We start from the raw sequence: 20,113 nt of genomic DNA on the forward strand, positions 1-20,113 counted from the left end.
CGCTCGGATAGGGTGAATCGGTAGGAATCGGGCCCCCGGGGTGAGGTCGGTGTGGACACTTTCCAGTCGACGAGCGAGGTGCCGGACCCGCCGGCGGCGGCTGTCGGCTACGCGGGCGTACTCCGCGAGCTGCTGCCGATCGCCCTGTGGCGGGAGGACGCCGACGGGCGCGTCGTCGAGTGGTCGCTGGCCGCCCAGGACCTGCTCGGGCACCGCCCCGAGGACATCCTCGGCCGCGCGGGAGCCTCCGTCCTGGTCCCCGAGGCCAACCAGGAGCTCGCCGACCAGCTGACGCGCCGCGTCCAGGCGGGCGAGACCGTCGTCGGGACCCTCCCCGTACGCCACCGCGACGGCCACCGGGTCGTCATGGAGATGTGGATCGTCCCCGCCGTCGACGCCTCCGGGCGCATGGGGGCCATGCTCATCGCCGTGGAGACCTCCGAGGTCCTCCACATGCGCGACTCCCTCGCCGCCCTCCAGAGCCTGTTCACCCAGTCGCCCATCGGCCTCGCCACCCTCGGCCCCGACCTGCGCTTCCTCCGGGTCAATGACGCGCTCGCCCGGATGAACGGCGTCTCCGCCGCCGAGCACCTCGGCAAACGCCTCACCGAAGTGGTCCCCGGGGTCAATGCCGCGGCCCTGGAGGCGACGATGCGGCAGGTGCTCGACCGGGGCACCGCCGTCGTCGACGTCCGCCGCACCGGCCGGACCCCCGCCGACCCCGAGCACGACCGCACCTGGTCCTGCTCCTACGCCCCCCTCCTGGACGGCTCCGGCCGGCCCCTCGGCCTGATCGCCTCCCTCATCGACATCACGGAGAGCCAGCAGGCCCAGGCCGAGGCCGAGCTGGCCCAGCACCGCCTCGCCCTGCTCGCGGAGGCGGGCACCCGCATCGGCACCACCCTGGACCTGCGCCAGACTGCCCAGGAGATCGTGCAGCAGTTGGTCCCGCAGCTCTCGGACTCCGCCGACGTACAGCTCCTGGAGTCCGTCCTCGGCCCCGACGAAGGCGCGGCACCCGCGGCCTCCACCCGCGGCCTCCTGCGCCGCCTGGCGGCGCAGTTCCCCGACCCGACCGCCCCCACCGCGCAACTCGCCGCCGGCCAGACCTTCCAGATCCCCGCCGGCACCGTCTACGAGCAGGTCATCACCGCGGGCCGGCCGATGAACCTCTACGTCTCCGACATCCCGGCACTGATCACCTCCCCGCGGGCCGACGCCCTGCGGGCCTACCTGGCCACCCTCGGCTCGGCCCGCCTGGTCCCGCTCGTCGCCCGCGGCACCGTCCTGGGCACCGTCACCGTCACCCGGACACGCGAGCGCGAGCCCTTCGACGAGCAGGACTGCGTCCTGGTCGACGAGCTCGTCGCCCGGGCGGCCCTCAACATCGACAACGCCCGCATGTACACCCGCCAGCGCCAGGCCGCACTCACCCTCCAGCGCAGCCTCACCAACAGCGCCCTGCCCGAGGTCCCCGGCCTCGAACTCACCGGCCGCTACCTGCCCGCCAGCGACCACGACGTCGGCGGTGACTGGTTCGACGCCATCCCGCTGCCCGGCGGGCGGACCGGTCTCGTCATCGGGGACGTCATGGGCCACGGCATCCACGCGGCGGCCGTCATGGGGCAGCTGCGCACCGCCGTACGGACCCTCGCGCGCCACGGCGTACCCCCCGCACAGCTGCTCCGCTCCCTCGACGCCGTCGTCGCCGACCTGGGTGAGGACGAGATGGCGACCTGCGTGTACGCCGTCCACCACGCGGCGTCCGGCGCCTGCGTGATCGCCCGTGCCGGCCACCCGCCGCCCGCCGTCGTCGCCACCGACGGGGCGGTGACCTTTCTCCACGGCCGGCCCGGGACGCCCCTGGGCGTCGGCGGACGCGACTTCCGTACCGAGGAGGTGCACCTGGCCCCCGACAGCCTGCTCGTCCTCTACACCGACGGGCTCATCGAGGCCCGGGACCGCGACCTCGACCAGGGCATGGAACAGCTCGCACAGGCCCTGCACGGCGCGGAGCAGCCCCTGGAGGGACTGTGCGACCAGATCCTGCGGCGGCTGCTCCCGTGCGCCCAGGAGGACGACGTGGCGATGCTCCTGGCCCGCTCCCGGTCTCCCCGCCCACCTGCCGGCTGACGGCCGTCCGCCGGGCTCACCAGGCCATGTCCTCCAGCGCGTCCAGATCCGGCGGCTCCGGCGGCTGTGGATCCGAGCCCCCGGTCAGCGGCAGCTCGGCCCAGATCACCTTCCCGCGGTCGGTGTAGCGGGTGCCCCACCGTTCGGCGTACTGCGCGACGAGGAACAGCCCGCGTCCGCCCTCGTCGGTGGTGGCCGCGTACCGCAGGTGCGGGGAGGTGTTGCTGCTGTCGGACACCTCGCAGATCAGGCTCCGGTCACGCAGCAGACGTACTCCGACCGGCGCGCTCCCGTAACGGATCGCGTTGGTGACCAGTTCGCTCAGGATCAGCTCCGCGGCGAAGGCGCTGTCCTCCATGCCCCACTCGACGAGCTGCGCCGAGCCGGCGTTGCGCACCCGGGAGACGGCCGAGGGCTCACCGGGGACCTCCCATTCGGCGATCCGGTCCGCCTCCATCCGCCGGGTGTCCGCGATCAGCAGGGCGATGTCGTCGCTGGGCACCGGGAAGAGCATCGTGGCCAGCACGTCCGAGCAGGCCTCGTCGGGGGTGCGGCCGCGCCGCGACAGCGCGTCGGTGAGCAGCCGCAGCCCGGTGTCGAAGTCCCGGTCGCGGTCCTCGACCAGGCCGTCGGTGAACAGTGCGAGCCGGCTCCCCTCGGGCAGCTGGAACTCGACCGCCTCGAAGGGCATCCCGCCCACCCCGAGCGGCAGCCCGGCCGGCAGCTCGGGGAACTCCACCCGGCCGTCGGGGTGGACCAGCGCGGGGCCGGGATGCCCGGCGCTGGCCATCCGGCACCGCCCGGAGACCGGATCGTAGACCGCGTAGAGACAGGTGGCACCGGTGACGGCGGAGGCAGGCTCGGCCGCGCCGTCGGGCCCGGCGTCCTCCTGGCCGGCCCCGCCGCCGTTCCCGTCCGGGTCCCCAGCCCCGTTCCCGCCGCCCTCCCCGGTCTCGTCCTGGTCGATCCGGTTGATCAGCTCGTCCAGGTGTCCCAGCAGCTCGTCGGGCGGTAGGTCCAGGGTGGAGAAGTTGTGCACCGCGGTCCGCAGCCGGCCCATGGTGGCCGCGGCGTGCACCCCGTGCCCGACGACGTCGCCCACGACCAGCGCCACGCGGGCTCCCGGCAGCTGGATCACGTCGAACCAGTCGCCTCCCACCCCTGCCGTCGCGGGCAGGTAGCGGTGGGCGACGTCCACGGCGCTCTGGTCGGGCAGGACCCGGGGCAGCAGGCTGCGCTGGAGGGTCACCGCCATCGCGTGCTCGCGGGTGAAGCGGCGGGCGTTGTCGATGGAGACGGCCGCCCGCGTACCCAGCTCCTCCGCGAAGGACAGGTCCTCCTCGTCGAACGGCTCCGGGGTGTCGGCGCGCCAGAAGTTGGCCATGCCCAGGACCACTCCGCGGGCCTGGAGGGGAACCGAGATCAGCGAGTGCAGGCCGTAGTCGAGGGCCATGCGGGTGCCCTGGGAGTCCTGGGCCCGCCAGCCCATGGCCGCGTTCAGGTCGGCCGCCAGCACTGCGTGCCCGGCGTCCAGGGCCGCGGCCATCGGAGCCGTCGGCACCTCGAACCGGATGAGGTCACCGACCGGCTGGAGCGGCGAGTCGGTCCGCACGCCGGTGACGGCCGCGCGGCGCATCTCGGTGTACACGCCGCCGACGGAGGGCTCGTCACCACGGAGCACGGGCTCCAGCAGCTCCACCGTCACGAAGTCGGCGAAGCGCGGTACGGCCACCTCCGACAGCTCCTCGGCGGTCCGCGCCACGTCCAGCGTGGTGCCGATCCGCACGCCCGCGTCGTACAGCAGCTGGAGGCGGCTGCGGGCGACCTCGGCCCGGCCGGAGACCGAGGCGAGCTCCGTCGTGTCGCGCAGGGTCACCACGCGGCCGGCCGGCCGGCCCGCGTAGGCCATGGTGGGCCGTACGTTGACCGCGAGCAGCCGGTCGCCCGCCAGGTGCACGTGGTCGGTCACGACACGGCCGGAGGCGAGCAGCTCGGTGGTGCGGGGGTCGAGGCCCAGGTCGCCGACGCGGCGCTCCTCGGCGTCCCGGGGGAGGTCGAGGAGCCGGCGGGCCTCGTCGTTGGCCAGGAGGAGCCGCTGGTCGTTCCCGATGATCAGAACGCCCTCGCGCACGGCGTGCAGAACGGCCTCGTGGTGTTCGTTCATCCGGGTCATCTCGGCGGCGCCCAGACCCCGGGTCTGCCGCAGCAGCCGCCGGCTGACCAGGGCGGCCCCGGCCGTGCCGAGCAGCAGACCGGCCGCCGTGGCGCCCACCAGGAGGGGGAGCTGCCCCTCCACCGCGTGGGAGACGTTCTCGACCTCTATGCCGGTGCCGACCAGGCCGACCACGGTGCCGTCCGCGTTGCGCACGGGGACCACGGCCCGTACGGCGTCACTCGGCTGGCCCTGGAAGACCTGGGTGAAGGACTCTCCGGCGGCGGCACGGGAGACGTCCGAGGCGCGCTGGCCGATCAGCTCGGGCCGCGGATCGGTGTAGCGGACCCCGCGGAGGTCCATCACCGCGATGAAGTCGAGGCCGGCCGCTTTGCGGGCGGACTCGGCCAGCGGCTGGAGCGCGGCGGTCGGATCCCGGGACATCAGCGCCTCCGGGAGGCCGGGGGCGTGTGCGAACGCCTCGGCGGCGGCCAGCGAGCGGTTGCGGGCGTCACGCTGGCTGTCGTAGCGGGCCTGGAAGACCAGCGCCAGCGCCGCGGCGGTGATCAGCAGTACCACGATCACCGCCTGGAGGGCGAAGACCTGACCGGCGACGCTGTGCGCCCCCCGGGACAGGCGCGCGGACATGCGCGAACCCCATCCGGTCGGCTGTCGACCAAAACGTCCGGTCATGAGCCCTTTCTAACACTGTCGCGGGGTTTGGGCGTGGCCGGGCGGCGGAGCCGACCGGGGCCGCTCGCCGTCCGTCCTCGCGGCCGGCCGGGAGGACGGCGGGCACGTGTGCGGGTCCTCCGGCCGGCGCAACGTCCGAGGCCCGGCACCCCGGGCAGGGGGCCGGGCCTCCGGGCCGGGCGGGTCAGAGGACGTCGGCGGCGATGTTCGCCGCGACCTGCTCCAGTAGGGGACCCGCGTTCGGAATGGACTTGGCCGGGTCGGGCTCCAGGTCCGTCAGCGGGTACGCCTTGCGGATGCCCGCCCCCTGGAGGGCTTCCCGCCCCAGCAGCAGCCGCCCGCAGACCGCCACGACCGGCTTGCCCGCGGCGCGCGCGGCCGCCGCGACCCCCGCCGGGGCCTTGCCGTGCAGGGTCTGTTCGTCCAGCGAGCCCTCACCGGTGATGACGAGCGTGGCCCGCTCCAGTGCCGGAGCGAAGCCCAGCACCTCCAGCATCAGTTCGATGCCGGGACGGAAGCTCGCGCCCAGCAGCAGGGCACCGTAGCCGATGCCGCCCGCGCCTCCCGCGCCCGGGGAGGCGGCGAGCTCGGCGGCCTTCGGGCCGATCGACTTCTCCAGTACCTGCGCGTAGTGGGCCAGCGCCGCGTCCAGCGTCGCCACGTCGTCCGGCGAGGCGCCCTTCTGCGGACCGTAGACCGCCGCGCAGCCCTTCGGGCCGGTCAGCGGGTTGTCCACGTCGCTGGCCAGGACGAAGTCGACCTCCGCGAAGCGCGGGTCCACGCCCGACAGGTCGGCCGAGGCCAGATCGGCCAGCGCGCCGCCGCCCGGACCGACCGGTTCGCCGTTCGCGTCCAGGAACACCGCACCGAGGGCCGCCAGCATGCCGGCGCCGCCGTCCGTGGTGGCGCTGCCGCCGACGCCGAAGACGATCGAGCGGGCGCCCGCGTCCAGTGCGGCCTTGAGGACCTCGCCCGATCCGTACGTGGTCGCCGTCAGCGGCGCGAAGGTGCCCGCCGGCAGCAGCTGGAGGCCGGAAGCCTCCGCCATCTCGACCACCGCAGTGCCTCCGCGCAGCGCGAAGGCGGCCGTGACCTGCTCGCCGAGGGGCCCGGTGACCCGTACCTCCCGGCGTTCGAAACCTGCCGCCACGGCGGCCGCGACCGTGCCGTCGCCGCCGTCCGCGACCGGGAGGGTCTCGACCTCCACGTCCGGTACGGCCCTGCGAAGGCCGGCCGTCACCCGCTCCGCGACCTGAACGGCCGTGAGCGAGCCCTTGAATTTGTCCGCGGCGATGAGCACGCGCGCGGCCTCAGTTACTGCTCCGTCCGTCACCTTGCTATCCCTTGCTATCGAACAGTGCAGTCGCGCCGCCATGAGCTTATCCGGAGGATCCTCCTATGCCCATGAGTGGCATGGGCCACACCCGGCGCGCCATGCGCTTAAAGAGGGACATTCGCCTGCATAGTGTGGCCGCATGAGCGCCGAATCACTGGAACAGCCACGTCCGGACACCCCGGGAGGCAGCCCCGGCAGTCCCGTGGACGGCGCCCCCGACCGCACCATCGTCACCGTCGGCGTGATCGCCGTGCTGGCCGTCGTCGCCTGGGCGGCCCTCGCCGGAGACTCCTTCGACGCCGTGTCGAGCACGGCGCTGACCTGGGTCCTAGACAACTTCGCCTGGCTGTTCGTGATCGCCGCCGACGTCTTCCTCGTCATGTGCGTGGTCCTCGCGATCAGCCGCTTCGGCCGGATCCGGCTCGGCGCGGACGACTCCGAGCCCGAGTTCACCAACCTCTCGTGGATCGCGATGATGTTCAGCGCGGGCATGGGCATCGGCCTGATGTTCTACGGCGTGGGGGAGCCGCTGACCCACTACCTCACCCCGGCCCCCGCCTCCGGAGCAGCCCCGCGCACCGGCGAGGCCGCCCTCGCGGCCATGGAGTACTCCTTCTTCCACTGGACCCTCACCCCCTGGGCCATTTACGGCATCGCCGGACTCGCCCTCGCCTACGCGACCTTCCGCAAGGGCCGCGGCAACCGGCTCAGCTCCGCCTTCGTCCCCCTCATCGGCCGGGAGCGGGCCGACGGCGCCCCCGGCAAGGCCATCGACCTGCTCGCCGTCTTCGCGACCGTCTTCGGCACCGCCACCAGCCTCGGCCTCGGCGCGCTCCAGGTCTCCAAGGGCCTCAGCCTCACCACCGGGATCGAGGACTCCACCACCGTCGAGCTGGTCATTATCTGCTCGCTCTCGGCGGCCTTCGTGATCTCCGCCTTCTCCGGCCTGCACAAGGGCGTGAAGTGGCTGAGCACCAGCAACATCGTGCTCGCCGCCGTCCTGATGCTCTTCGTCTTCCTGCTCGGGCCCACCGTCTACATCCTCGACGTCATCCCCTCCAGCGTCGGCGGCTACCTCAGCGAGCTGGTGCCCATGGCCACCCGTACCGGCGCCTTCACCGACAGCGCCTGGCTCGGCGCCTGGACGATCTTCTACTGGGCGTGGTGGCTGTCCTGGGCACCCTTCGTCGGCACCTTCATCGCCCGCATCTCACGGGGCCGCACCATCCGCGAGTTCCTCATCGGCGTGCTGCTCGTGCCCAGCGGAGCCACCGTCGTCTGGTTCTGCGTGATGGGCGGTACCGCCATCCGCCTCGACTCCACCGGGGCCGTCGACTTCGCGGCCGCGCTGAAGGAGGGCACCGAGGCCTCCCTCTTCGCGATGCTGGACGCGCTGCCGCTGTCCACGCTCACCTCCTGGGTTGCCATGGCCCTCGTCATGACCTACTTCGTGACCAGCGCCGACTCCGCCTCGCTCGTCATGGGATCCCTCACCAGCCGGGGCTCCCTCCACCCGCCCACCTGGCTCGTCGTCACCTGGGGCGTCCTGATGGCCGCCGTGGCCGCCGTGCTCCTCGTCGCCGGCGGCCTGAAATCCCTGCAGACCGCCACCATCCTGGTCGCGCTGCCCTTCGTCGTCGTCATGCTGCTGCTCTGCTGGGCGCTGCTCAAGGAGGTCCGGGAGGACCCCGGTGCGGGTCCCGCCCGCCACCATCCCCTGCACGGCGTACGGGACGCGGTCCGGGCCATGGTCGGCGACGCCGTCAGCGAGCAGGGCAGCGGCGGCCACCACCGCCACTTCCGCCTGCGCCGTGTCGCGCAGTCCCGGGGCGGGGGCCCGGAGGACGGCCCCGGTGCGGGACCGGGGCCGGGAGTCTGACGGGCGGCCCCTCGGTAGGGTGGCCGGGTGACCACCACGGATGACTTCGCCACGTACATCGCGAGCCTGCCCCGGGTGCTGGCCGGTGCGGCCGCCCTCTACCGGGACGCCGAGGGCCGGGTGCTGCTCGTCGAGCCCAACTACCGCGAGGGTTGGGCCCTGCCGGGCGGCACCATCGAGTCGGATCAGGGCGAGTCGCCGCGCGTCGCCGCCCGCCGGGAGAGCGCCGAGGAGATCGGCATCGACGTCCCCCTCGGTCGACTCCTCGCCGTGGACTGGACGTTCGGCCCCGGCCGCCCGCCGCTTGTCGCCTACCTCTACGACGGGGGCGTGCTCGACGAGGCCCAGCTGGCCTCGATCAGGCTCCAGGAGGAGGAGCTGATCTCGTGGCGGCTGGTCGATCCGGCCGAACTCACGTCCTACCTGCCCGGATCGCTCGGCCGGCGCACCGAGGAGGCGTACCGGGTGCTCCGGTCGGGTGACGGCGCTGCGGAGCTGGAGGACGGCCGGCCCCCGGTCGCCTCGTAGGCGCCGCCCCGCTCACCTCGACAACCTCGACCAGGACAGAATCTGAAGATGATCACGATGTACGCCTGGCCCAGCACGGCCGACGGGCCGGACGCCCTGCCGATGGTCCACTTCACGACGGACCAGCAGGCCGGTGGCGAGGTCACCCCCGACGGGACGCCGGTGTGGCTCTTCGACACCGCGATACGCGAGGGCGGCTGGGCCCGGTTCGCCGACTTCGAGGCCTGGTCCTCGCCCGCTGCCGACTGGCGGGCCCTCTACCGGCGCGAGGACGACTTCCTCGCCGTCACCGGCCCCGGCGCCTGCGAGGGCTGGTACGAGGGCGGCCTCGGCGCCGACGCCGACTGGGTGGCGGCGGCCGCCACCCAGCAGAGCGTGGTGCTCCTCGCCGCCCCCGTGCAGCACCCCTCGCTCTACGGCTACGCCGTCGAGGCCGACGCCGCCTTCGCACTGCTCGTCCCGCTCCTGGTGGTCTGACCCGGGGTCAGGCCAACAGCTTGGCCTTGGCGCGGTCGAACTCCTCCTGGGTGATGTCGCCCTTGTCCTTGAGCGCGGAGAGCTTGTGCAGCTCGTCCGCCGAACCGCCACCGGGGCCGGCGGCCTGCTGGACGTACTGCTTGAAGGCCGCCTCGTTCTCCTGCATCTGCTTGGTGTCCCGCTCGGCCATGCTCTTGCCGCGGGCGATGAGATACACGAACACGCCGAGGAACGGCAGGATCAGCACGAAGATCAGCCATCCCGCCTTGCCCCACCCGCTCAGGGTGTGGTCGCGGAAGATGTCCGTGATGATCTTGAAGAGCAGGAAGAACCACATGATCCACAGGAACAGCCACAGCATCGTCCAGAAGAGGTTCAGAAGCGGGTAGTCGTCCATGCCGGCTCCGATCGTGTAGCGGTATTCCCTTCATACAGGCGCTTCGGTATGTCCGCATGCGGAACGATCTGCCGTCGGGCCTCTTGGAGTGACTTCCGCCCCGCCCGCGCGCCCTGCGACGAGTCGGAACCGCCGTTCACGACGTCAATGTCCGCTACGACGTCAGGCCCTGACCCGCCTCGAAGGCCAGCAGCCGCACCTTGCGCTCGACGCCGCCGCCGTAGCCCGTCATGCTGCCGGAGGCGCCGATCACCCGGTGGCACGGGACGATGATGCCGACCGGGTTCTTCCCGTTGGCCAGGCCGACCGCCCGCGAGGCGTTCGGCTTGCCCAGCTTCGCCGCGAGCTCCCCGTACGACCACGTCTCGCCGTACGGGATCCGCACGAGCTGGTCCCAGACACTGCGCTGGAACGCGGTGCCCTCCAGTCGGAGCGGGAGGTCGAACTCGGTCAGCTCCCCGGCGAAGTACGCGGCCAGCTGGCGCGCCACTTCGGGAAAGGGCTCCTCGGTGGCCGCCACCCGCTCCCCGAACGACTCCTCGGCCGGCCGGTGACGCTGCCCCGTCATGTAGAGGCCGCTCAAGACGCCGTCCGCGGCGACCAGGGTGAGCGGCCCGTACGGGCTTTCGACGACGGTGTGCTGCTTTCGGCTGTTCACGGTGTCCCGCATGACTGCTGCTCCTCAGACCGGCAGGTGGTTGATGGGGTGGGCGTCCGTGGCCCACAGGTACTGGACGGCGTACGCGCGCCAGGGCCGCCATCCGGCGGCCCGAGCCGTCAGCGCGGAGGGCGTGGACGGCAGCCCGAGCCCCTGTGCCGCCCGGCGGACGCCCAGATCGGACGGCAGGAAGGCGTCCGGGTCACCGAGTGCCCGCATCGCGATCACCTCGGTGGTCCACGGGCCGAAGCCGGGCAGCGCCGACAGCCGGGCGCGGGCCGCCTCCCAGTCGCTGTCGATGCCGAGCGGCAGGGAACCGTCGGCCAGCGCCGCGACCAGGGTGGTGAGCGTGGCCCGCCGGCTGCGCGGCAGGGCCAGTGACTCGGAGTCGAGCCCGGCCAGTGCCTGCGGCGACGGGAAGAGGTGGCTCAGCCCGCCCAGCGGGTCCTCGACGCGCTCCCCGTACGCCGTGACCAGCCGGGCGGCGTGCGTGCGGGCGGCGGCTGTGGACACCTGCTGGCCCAGTACGGCCCGGACGGCGAACTCCGCCGCGTCGACCGTGCGGGGGACCCGGCGCCCCGGGGCCTTGTCCACGAGCGGGGCCAGCAGCGGGTCGGAGCGCAGCTGCTCGTCGACCGCCTCGGGATCGGCGTCGAGGTCGAGCATCCATCGGCAGCGGCTGATGGCGATCGTCAGGTCGCGCAGGTCGGTGAGGGCCAGGCGGCAGCCGATGTGGTCGGGCTGCGGGGTGAGGGCCACGACACCGGTGCCGTGGGGCAGGCGCAGGGTGCGGCGATAGGCGCCGTCGCGCCACTCCTCGACACCGGGGACGGCCGTCGCGGCCAGGTGCCCGAAGAGGTTGTCGGGGTTCAGGGGAGCCCGGAACGGCAGCCGCAGGCTGATCGTCCCGGGGATCCGCGGCGCAGCGTCCTTCTTCCGGCCGGCCTTCACCGACCGCTCCCGCAGCTCGCTCGGTGAGAGGGCGAAGACCTCCCGGACGGTGTCGTTGAAGGTGCGGATGGAGGAGAAGCCGGCGGCGAAGGCCACGTCGCCCATCGGCAGCTCGGAGGTCTCGATGAGCAGCCGGGCGGTCTGGGCGCGCTGCGCCCTGGCCAGGGCGAGGGGGCCGGCACCGAGCTCGGCGTTGAGCTGCCGCTCCACCTGGCGGGTGGAGTAGCCGAGGCGGGCGGCCAGGCCCGGGACGCCCTCGCGGTCGACGACCCCGTCCTGGATCAGCCGCATCGCCCGGGCCACGGCGTCCGCACGGGCGTTCCACTCGGGGGAGCCGGGGCTGGTGTCGGGCCGGCAGCGCTTGCAGGCACGGAACCCGGCCTGCTGGCAGGCGGCGGCACTGGGCAGGAAGGTCATGTTCTCGACCTTCGGAGGTACGGCGGGGCAACTGGGCCGGCAGTAGATCCGGGTGGTCAGGACGGCGGTGAAGAACCAGCCGTCGAAGCGGGCATCCTTCGACTGCACGGCCCTTACGCAGCGCTCGGTGTCGGTGTGCATGGCTCCAGGATCTGGGGCGAGATCCCCGGCGGCTGGCGGTTTTCCGACATCAAGGCTAACCCTGGCCGGGGCGGCCCGGCGGGGGCGGGGCGGGGCCGTGGCCGGTGGCGGGGCGGGGGCTGTCCGGGGTAGGCGTGATGTATGGCTGCTCGGCGGACACGCAAGAAGGCCCCGGATGCGGTGGCATCCGGGGCCTTCCACGTACGGCCGGCGCAGCGACTGCGCTAGCGCAGCGACGTCGCTCGTGCCTCGCGGCGGTTGTGGCGGAAGGTGTTGGCCCTCCGCGTCGTCGCGAACAGCGGAATGGTCGCGGCCATGGCGATCTGCAGCGCACAGCCGGTCTGGAGCAGCATCTGGCCGCCCGGCGCGTCGAACGCCCAGGCCGCCAGCAGGCCCATCGCACTGATGATCCAGCAGAGCATCGCCACCGCGAGGACACCCCGCGGCTTGGGGTACTCGACCCGGCTCACCATCAGCCACGCCACCCCGACGATCGCCAGCAGTGTCGGGATGAACGGGAGCTCCAGCAGCACGATCGAGACGACCGTCAGCGCGCCGAAGGGGCTCGGCATGCCCTGGAACATGCCGTCCTTCATCGTCACGCAGCTGAATCTCGCCAGGCGGAGCACCACGGCGAGCAGCACCACGATCGCGGCCAGCGCCGACACCTTCTGGTCCGCGTCGACGGCGACCATGCCGTAGACGAGGACGAAGTAGGCGGGGGCGAGACCGAAGCTGATCAGGTCGGACAGGTTGTCCAGCTCGGCACCCATCGGCGAGCTGCGCAGCTTGCGGGCCACGATGCCGTCGAAGAGGTCGAAGACCGCGGCGAGCAGCATCAGTATCACGGCAGTGGCGGCGCTGTTGCGGGCCATGCCCGTCTCGCCGCTCCCGGTGAGGTGCGGGATGAGGATTCCGGTGGTGGTGAAGTACACCGCCATGAATCCGCACGTGGCGTTGCCGAGGGTGAGCGTGTCCGCTATCGACAGCCGCAGCGAGAGCGGCATGTCGTCCTCGGCGGACTCCTCCTCGGCGGACTCGGGCACCCAGCCGGTGGCCGGAGTCTCAGGGTCAGTCACGGTCAATTCGTGTCACCCCCGCGGTGGTGGCCTGACCGACCTCGACCGCGACCTCGACGCCCTCCGGGAGGTAGATGTCGACGCGGGAGCCGAAGCGGATCAGACCGATGCGTTCGCCCTGCTCCACCTTGGTGCCGGCCGGCAGGTACGGGACGATGCGGCGGGCGACGGCGCCGGCGATCTGCACCATCTCGATGTCACCGAGCTCGGTGTCGAAGTGCCAGACAACGCGCTCGTTGTTCTCGCTCTCCTTGTTGAAGGCCGGGACGAATCCGCCGGGGACGTGCTCCACGGACGTCACCGTGCCCGCCAGGGGCGCGCGGTTGACGTGGACGTTGAGCGGGCTCATGAAGATCGCGACCCGGGTCCGTCCGTCCTTCCACGGCATGATGCTCTGCACCACACCGTCGGCGGGCGAGATGACACGGCCCTGAGCGATCTCGCGCTCCGGGTCACGGAAGAACCACAGCATGCCCGCGGCGAGCGCGGTTGCGGGCACGGCCGCGGCTGCCCAGCGCCCGGACTTGCGGGCCCGGGTGAGGCTGAGCGCCGCGGTGGCGACGGTCGGCAGAAGCCACGGCGATGCTCCGCGGGCGAGACGTACGCCGAGTCGGCTGTCGCGGGCTGCAGAGGTTTGGCTGTGGGGCATGGATGACCTTCGTAGCGGGTGATTGCCGCGCCGCAAACAGGGGGACGGGACGGCGGCTTTACTGGAATGCTATCGGTTGCGCGCAACAACTGGGCAAGCCAGAAGCCGAGTCGATGGCCGTCGGCCAGTGACTGGTAGTGACCTTGCTGCGACGGACCCTGGGAGGATCCGTCGCAAAAGGGACTTTCAGCCCTGGAGTCGGTACTCCTCGAGCAGGCGTCGCCCGATGATCATTTTCTGGATCTCGGCGGTACCTTCACCGATCAGCAGCATCGGAGCCTCGCGGTAGAGGCGCTCGATCTCGTACTCCTTCGAGAATCCGTATCCGCCGTGGATCCGGAAGGCGTCCTCCACCACCTCCTTGCAGTACTCGGAGGCGAGGTACTTCGCCATCCCTGCTTCGAGGTCGTTTCGTTCCCCGGAGTCCTTTTTGCGTGCTGCATTCACCATCATCGCATGAGCGGCTTCGACCTTGGTAGCCATCTCGGCCAGCTTGAACTGGATGGCCTGGTGTTCGGCGATCGCCTTGCCGAAAGTGTGACGCTGCTGGGCATATGAGACGCCGAGTTCGAAAGCACGCTGAGCGACGCCGCAGCCACGCGCCGCCACGTTGACGCGGCCGACCTCGACGCCGTCCATCATTTGGTAAAACCCTCGGCCCGTCTGGCCGCCGAGGACGCGATTGGCCGGAATGCGCAGTCCGTCCATGATGAGCTCGGTCGTGTCGACGCCCTTGTAGCCCATCTTGTCGATCTTGCCGGGGATGGTCAGGCCGGGACGGACCTCACCGAAGCCGGGCTCCTTCTCGACGAGGAAGGTCGTCATCGACTTGTGCGGCGCGGTGCCCTCGGGGTGTCCTTCGTCACTCCGGACGAGAACGGCCACCAGGGTGGAGCTGCCGCCGTTCGTCAGCCACATCTTCTGGCCGTTCAGGACGTACTCGTCGCCGTCCTTCACCGCCTTGGACGTGATGGCCGACACGTCGGAGCCGAGCGCCGGCTCCGACATCGAGAAGGCGCCGCGCACCTCGCCCAGCGCCATGCGCGGGAGGAAGTGGTCCTTCTGCTCCTGCGTGCCGTGCTGCTTGAGCATGTACGCCACGATGAAGTGCGTGTTGATGATGCCCGAGATGGACATCCAGCCGCGCGCGATCTCCTCGACGCACAGCGCGTAGGTGAGGAGCGACTCACCCAGGCCGCCGTACTCCTCCGGGATCATCAGCCCGAAGAGGCCGAGCTCCTTGAGGCCGTCGACGATCTGCTGCGGGTACTCGTCGCGGTGCTCCAGCTCGGTGGCGACCGGGATGATCTCCTTGTCGACGAACTCGCGGACGGTCTTGAGGATCTCCCGCTGGACGTCGGTCAGCCCGGCGGTCTGGGCGAGTCGGGCCATGGCTACTTCTCCTGGGTCTTCGGCCGGGGGCGGCCGGGCTGCTCGCCGCCGCGCTCCTTGATGTAGGTCTCGGTCGGGACCATCACCTTGCGCCGGAAGACGCAGACGAGGGTGCCGTCCTGCTTGTAGCCCTTGGTCTCCACGTAGACGATGCCGCGGTCGTTCTTCGACTTCGACGGCGTCTTGTCGAGGACCGTGGTCTCGCCGTAGATCGTGTCGCCGTGGAAGGTCGGCGCCACGTGCCGCAGGGACTCGATCTCCAGGTTGGCGATGGCCTTCCCGGAGACGTCCGGCACGGACATGCCGAGCAGCAGCGAGTAGATGTAGTTGCCCACGACGACGTTCTTGCCGAAGTCGGTGGTGTTCTCGGCGTAGTTCGCGTCCATGTGGAGCGGGTGGTGGTTCATGGTCAGGAGGCAGAAGAGGTGGTCGTCGTACTCCGTGACCGTCTTCCCGGGCCAGTGCTTGTAGACAGCCCCGACCTCGAACTCCTCGTACGTGCGTCCGAACTGCATGGTGGTCTGTCCTTGTCAGCCGGTGGGAATCTCGAACTTGGTGGTGCGCTGCATGCCGGCCGCCCGGCCCTTGCCCGCGATGACCAGGGCCATCTTGCGGCTGGCCTCGTCGATCATCTCGTCGCCGAGCATCGCCGAGCCCTTCTTGCCGCCGGCCTCCGACGTGCACCAGTCGTACGCGTCGAGGATCAGCTCGGCGTGGTCGTAGTCCTCCTGGGAGGGGGAGAAGACCTCGTTGGCCGCGTCGACCTGGCCGGGGTGCAGCACCCACTTGCCGTCGAAGCCCAGCGCCGCTGCCCGGCCCGCCACCTCGCGGTAGGCGTCCACGTCGCGGATCTGGAGGAAGGGGCCGTCGATCGCCTGGAGGTTGTGCGTCCGGGCCGCCATCAGGATGCGCATGAGGATGTAGTGGTAGGCGTCCGCCGGGTAGCCGGGCGGCTGCATGCCCACGACCAGGGACTTCATGTTGATGGAGGCCATGAAGTCGGCCGGGCCGAAGATGATGGTCTCCAGCCGGGGCGAGGCGGCGGCGATCTCGTCGACGTTCACCAGGCCCTTGGCGTTCTCGATCTGCGCCTCGATGCCGATCTTGCCGACCTCGAAGCCCATCGTCTTCTCGATCTGGGTCAGGAGGAGATCGAGGGCCACGACCTGCTGGGCGTCCTGGACCTTCGGCAGCATGATGCAGTCGAGGTTCTGGCCGGCGCCCTCGACGACCGTGATGACGTCGCGGTAGGTCCAGTGGGTGGTCCAGTCGTTGACGCGCACGACGCGGGTCTTGCCGGTCCAGTCGCCGTTGTTCAGCGCGTCCACGATGGTGTGGCGGGCGCCTTCCTTGGCGAGCGGGGCGCAGGCGTCCTCCAGGTCCAGGAAGACCTGGTCGGCCGGCAGCCCCTGGGCCTTCTCCAGGAACCGCGGGTTCGAGCCGGGCACCGCGAGGCAGGAGCGGCGCGGGCGAAGGCGGTTGACCGGGTGGACTGGCGTGGTCATGCGGGGACCTCCGTGCTTGCAATGATGGCGGCGTTGTCGAGTGGGTCGAGCTTGTTGGCCTTGCGGATCTCGTCGACGATACGGCCGATGATCTCCGTGATGCCGAAGTCCTTCGGCGTGAAGACGGCGGCCACCCCCGCGGCCCTGAGCGCGGCGGCGTCGGCGTTGGGAATGATGCCTCCGACGATGACGGGGATGTCACCCGCCCCCGCGGTGCGCAGCCGTTCCAGGACGTCCGGCACCAGGGCGCTGTGCGATCCGGACAGGATGGACAGTCCCACGCAGTGCACGTCCTCGGCCAGCGCGGCGGAGGAGATCTCCTCCGGCGTCAGCCGGATGCCCTGGTAGACCACCTCGAAGCCGGCGTCGCGGGCGCGGACGGCGATCTGCTCCGCCCCGTTGGAGTGTCCGTCCAGGCCGGGCTTGCCCACCAGCAGGCGCAGCCGGCCCGAGCCGAGGTCGTCGGCGGTGCGGGCCACCTTCTCGCGGACCTCGTGCATCGGCGTGCCCGGTTCGGCGGCGACGGCGACCGGGGCCGAGGAGACGCCGGTCGGGGCGCGGAACTCGCCGAACACCTCGCGCAGCGCGCCCGCCCACTCGCCGGTGGTGACACCGGCCCGGGCGCACTCCAGGGTGGCCTCCATCAGGTTCTCGGTTCCGGCGGCGGCCTCCTTGAGCCGGTCCAGAGCCTGCCCCACGGTGGGGAAGACGAACGGGTCGCCGTTGCCCTGGCGGTCCGAGGACTCCTGCCGCTCGGACCGCCAGCGGCCGATCCGCTCGACGGTGAAGGCCTCCACGGCTCCGTCCACCGTCATGATGGCGCCGTCCAGGTCGGCCGTCAGCGGGTTCGGTTCGGTCTGCTCGAAGCAGTTCACGCCGACGATCTTGTCCTCGCCGGCCTCGATCCGCGCCCGCCGCTCGGCGTGCGAGGAGACCAGCTGGGACTTCAGGTAGCCGGACTCGACGGCGGCCATGGCGCCGCCCATCTCCTGGATCCGGTCGATCTCGGCCAGGCAGTCGGCGACCAGGGAGTCGACTTTGGCTTCGATGACGTGGGATCCGGCGAAGATGTCGTCGTACTCCAGCAGGTCGCTCTCGTGTGCCAGGACCTGCTGGATGCGCAGCGACCACTGCTGGTCCCAGGGCCGGGGCAGGCCCAGCGCCTCGTTCCAGGCGGGCAGCTGTACCGCGCGGGCGCGGGCGTCCTTGGAGAGGGTGACCGCGAGCATCTCCAGCACGATGCGCTGCACGTTGTTCTCCGGCTGCGCTTCGGTGAGTCCGAGGGAGTTGACCTGGACGCCGTAGCGGAAGCGGCGCTGCTTGGCGTTCTCGATGCCGTAGCGCTCCTGGGTGACCTTGTCCCAGATGCGCCCGAAGGCGCGCATCTTGCACATTTCCTCGATGAAGCGGACGCCCGCGTTCACGAAGAAGGAAATGCGGGCGACCACCTCGCCGAAGCGCTCCTCGGGAACCTGCCCGGAGTCGCGCACCGAGTCGAGGACGGCGATCGCCGTGGACATCGCGTACGAGATCTCCTGGACCGGGGTGGCCCCGGCCTCCTGCAGGTGGTAGCTGCAGATGTTGATCGGGTTCCACTTCGGGATGTGGTTGACCGTGTACGCGATCATGTCGGTCGTCAGCCGCAGGGACGGCCCCGGCGGGAAGACGTGCGTCCCGCGCGAGAGGTACTCCTTGACGATGTCGTTCTGGGTGGTGCCCTGGAGCTGGGAGATGTCCGCGCCCTGCTCCTCGGCGGCCACCTGGTAGAGCGCCAGCAGCCACATGGCGGTGGCGTTGATCGTCATCGAGGTGTTCATCTGCTCCAGGGGTATGTCCTGGAACAGCCGCCTCATGTCGCCCAGATGGGAGACCGGGACCCCGACCCGGCCCACCTCGCCGCGGGCGAGGATGTGGTCGGGGTCGTAGCCGGTCTGCGTCGGCAGGTCGAACGCGACCGACAGGCCGGTCTGGCCCTTGGCGAGGTTGCGGCGGTACAGCTCGTTGGACGCCTCGGCCGTGGAGTGGCCGGCGTACGTCCGCATGAGCCACGGACGGTCCTTCTGGCGCTCTGTCATCTCAGGCTGTCCCTTAGGCCTTTGAACGGACTCAGACGTTGCGGAAGCGGTTGATGGCGTCCAGGTGCTGGGCGCGCATCTCGTGGTCGCGGACGCCGAGGCCCTCCTCGGGGGCGAGCGCGAGGACGCCGACCTTGCCCTGGTGGAGGTTGCGGTGGACGTCGTAGGCGGCCTGGCCGGTCTCCTCCAGGGAGTAGACCTTGGAGAGAGTGGGGTGGATCTTGCCCTTGGCGATCAGGCGGTTGGCCTCCCACGCCTCGCGGTAGTTGGCGAAGTGCGAGCCGACGATGCGCTTCAGCGACATCCACAGGTAGCGGTTGTCGTACTGGTGCATGTAGCCCGAGGTCGAGGCGCAGGTGGTGATGGTGCCGCCCTTGCGGGTGACGTAAACGCTCGCGCCGAAGGTCTCGCGGCCCGGGTGCTCGAAGACGATGTCGATGTCCTCGCCACCGGTCAGCTCACGGATCTTGGAGCCGAAGCGCTTCCACTCGCGCGGGTCCTGGGTGTGCTCGTCCTTCCAGAACGTGTAGCCCTCGGCGTTGCGGTCGATGACCGCGGTGGCGCCCATGGACCGGCAGATGTCGGCCTTCTCGGGGGAGGAGACCACGCAGATCGGGTTGGCGCCGCCGGCCAGCGCGAACTGGGTGGCGTAGGAGCCGAGGCCGCCGCTGGCGCCCCAGATCAGGACGTTGTCGCCCTGCTTCATGCCGGCGCCGTTTTGGGAGACCAGCTGGCGGTAGGCGGTGGAGTTGACCAGGCCGGGGGCGGCGGCCTCCTCCCAGCTCAGGTGGTCGGGCTTCGGCATCAGCTGGTTGGACTTGACGAGCGCGATCTCGGCCAGGCCGCCGAAGTTGGTCTCGAAGCCCCAGATGCGCTGCTCGGGGTCGAGCATCGTGTCGTTGTGGCCGTCGGAGGACTCCAGCTCGACGGAGAGGCAGTGGGCGACGACCTCGTCGCCCGGGTTCCAGGCGTTGACACCGGGGCCGGTGCGCAGGACGACGCCCGCGAGGTCGGAGCCGATGACGTGGTAGGGGAGGTCGTGGCGCTTGGTGAGCTCCGACAGGCGCCCGTAGCGCTCCAGGAAGCTGAAGGTGGAGACGGGCTCGAAGATCGAGGTCCACACGGAGTTGTAGTTGACCGAGGAGGCCATGACGGCCACCAGGGCCTCGCCCGGGCCCAGCTCGGGGAGCGGGACGTGGTCCAGGTGCAGGGACTTGCGCGGGTCCTTCTCGCGGGTGGTGAGCCCGGCGAACATCTCCGCCTCGTCCTTGTGCACGGTGATCGCGCGGTAGGAGTCGGGGAGCGGCAGGGCGGCGAAGTCTGCGGCGGTGGCGGACTGCGACTGAATCGCGTCCAGGATGTCCTTCACGGTGAGCCTCCGGCTAGCGCTGATGAGGGTGCGCTGAGGTGAACGGGTGCGTGGAGCGGGTGCGGTGTGCCGTCGGTCCGGCTGTGCTGTGGTGCTGGGCGCCGCCCGTGGTGGGGCGTGCGGGTGCCTGGTGACGCAGGCGTCCGGGGCGCGTTCCGTGCCGTGTGGGCGTGGGTCGCGGGGACATCCGGACGAGATTCAACGTATGGCACCCCGTGTCACCCGGCAAGGCACCGCGTGCCAAAACTTTCTCTCATTTGCCTATTGACCTGCGCAGATGAG

The 20,113-nt window shown here is 71.0% G+C and carries 16 protein-coding genes; 4 read left to right on the forward strand and 12 right to left on the reverse strand.

From position 1 onward, the window contains the following. Positions 1–51 precede the first annotated feature (51 nt). Positions 52–2,133 (forward strand): SpoIIE family protein phosphatase, encoded by a 2,082-nt coding sequence (locus R4Z63_RS26870; protein WP_384446831.1) that lies wholly within the window; start codon positions 52–54, stop codon positions 2,131–2,133. Between the two features lie 16 nt (positions 2,134–2,149). Here the strand turns inward: R4Z63_RS26870 and R4Z63_RS26875 are convergent, their stop codons facing one another. Together R4Z63_RS26875 and R4Z63_RS26880 are read right to left on the reverse strand one after the other, a co-directional pair. Further along, a complete protein-coding gene (locus R4Z63_RS26875; RefSeq protein ID WP_384446829.1) occupies positions 2,150–4,933 on the reverse strand; it encodes a SpoIIE family protein phosphatase in 2,784 nt (927 codons plus the stop codon). A gap of 229 nt (positions 4,934–5,162) precedes the next feature. After that, entirely contained in the window at positions 5,163–6,311 is a 1,149-nt protein-coding gene (locus tag R4Z63_RS26880; protein ID WP_037915790.1) for a glycerate kinase, read from the reverse strand. 142 nt (positions 6,312–6,453) lie between these two features. On the opposite strand from R4Z63_RS26880, the gene R4Z63_RS26885 reads away from it, so the two are divergent. Genes R4Z63_RS26885 through R4Z63_RS26895 form a run of 3 tightly spaced genes read left to right on the forward strand, consistent with a single transcriptional unit; the run spans position 6,454 to position 9,198 of the window. Further along, positions 6,454–8,193: a BCCT family transporter gene (locus R4Z63_RS26885; protein ID WP_037915792.1), complete on the forward strand. Its 1,740-nt coding sequence runs from the start codon at positions 6,454–6,456 to the stop codon at positions 8,191–8,193. A 27-nt stretch (positions 8,194–8,220) separates the two neighbouring features. Next, positions 8,221–8,721: an NUDIX domain-containing protein gene (locus R4Z63_RS26890; RefSeq protein WP_037915795.1), complete on the forward strand. Its 501-nt coding sequence runs from the start codon at positions 8,221–8,223 to the stop codon at positions 8,719–8,721. 48 nt (positions 8,722–8,769) lie between these two features. Next, positions 8,770–9,198: a hypothetical protein gene (locus R4Z63_RS26895; protein WP_037915797.1), complete on the forward strand. Its 429-nt coding sequence runs from the start codon at positions 8,770–8,772 to the stop codon at positions 9,196–9,198. Between the two features lie 7 nt (positions 9,199–9,205). On the opposite strand, the gene R4Z63_RS26900 is transcribed toward R4Z63_RS26895, so the two are convergent. The 10 genes from R4Z63_RS26900 to ccrA form a co-directional block, all read right to left on the reverse strand. Next, the gene (locus R4Z63_RS26900; protein ID WP_037915799.1) at positions 9,206–9,595 is read right to left on the reverse strand and encodes an SHOCT domain-containing protein; all 390 of its coding nucleotides are present in this window, start codon (positions 9,593–9,595) and stop codon (positions 9,206–9,208) included. 154 nt (positions 9,596–9,749) lie between these two features. Next, positions 9,750–10,265 (reverse strand): methylated-DNA--[protein]-cysteine S-methyltransferase, encoded by a 516-nt coding sequence (locus tag R4Z63_RS26905; RefSeq protein WP_384446825.1) that lies wholly within the window; start codon positions 10,263–10,265, stop codon positions 9,750–9,752. A gap of 12 nt (positions 10,266–10,277) precedes the next feature. Further along, positions 10,278–11,762, reverse strand: a complete 1,485-nt coding sequence (locus R4Z63_RS26910) for an AlkA N-terminal domain-containing protein (RefSeq protein ID WP_384446823.1) — start codon at positions 11,760–11,762, stop codon at positions 10,278–10,280. 224 nt (positions 11,763–11,986) lie between these two features. Next, entirely contained in the window at positions 11,987–12,769 is a 783-nt protein-coding gene (gene pssA, locus R4Z63_RS26915) for a CDP-diacylglycerol--serine O-phosphatidyltransferase (RefSeq protein WP_370466674.1), read from the reverse strand. Positions 12,770–12,833: 64 nt separating this feature from the next. Further along, positions 12,834–13,490: a phosphatidylserine decarboxylase gene (locus tag R4Z63_RS26920; RefSeq protein WP_384446821.1), complete on the reverse strand. Its 657-nt coding sequence runs from the start codon at positions 13,488–13,490 to the stop codon at positions 12,834–12,836. Positions 13,491–13,676: 186 nt separating this feature from the next. Next, positions 13,677–14,882 carry an acyl-CoA dehydrogenase family protein gene (locus R4Z63_RS26925; RefSeq protein WP_384446819.1) on the reverse strand — a complete coding sequence of 402 codons (1,206 nt, stop codon included), beginning with the start codon at positions 14,880–14,882 and terminating at the stop codon, positions 13,677–13,679. 2 nt (positions 14,883–14,884) lie between these two features. After that, positions 14,885–15,397, reverse strand: a complete 513-nt coding sequence (locus tag R4Z63_RS26930; RefSeq protein ID WP_037915814.1) for a MaoC family dehydratase — start codon at positions 15,395–15,397, stop codon at positions 14,885–14,887. 15 nt (positions 15,398–15,412) lie between these two features. Continuing rightward, on the reverse strand, positions 15,413–16,387 hold the full coding sequence (locus R4Z63_RS26935; RefSeq protein WP_037915816.1) for an HpcH/HpaI aldolase/citrate lyase family protein: 975 nt from the start codon (positions 16,385–16,387) through the stop codon (positions 15,413–15,415). Next, a complete protein-coding gene (locus tag R4Z63_RS26940) occupies positions 16,384–18,462 on the reverse strand; it encodes a protein meaA (RefSeq protein WP_384446816.1) in 2,079 nt (692 codons plus the stop codon). Before R4Z63_RS26940 ends, R4Z63_RS26935 begins: the two co-directional genes overlap by 4 nt. Before the next feature lie 31 nt (positions 18,463–18,493). Then, entirely contained in the window at positions 18,494–19,831 is a 1,338-nt protein-coding gene (gene ccrA, locus R4Z63_RS26945) for a crotonyl-CoA carboxylase/reductase (protein ID WP_037915821.1), read from the reverse strand. Positions 19,832–20,113: the final 282 nt, after the last annotated feature.

The organism is Streptomyces sp. PL-29 (assembly GCF_058344425.1).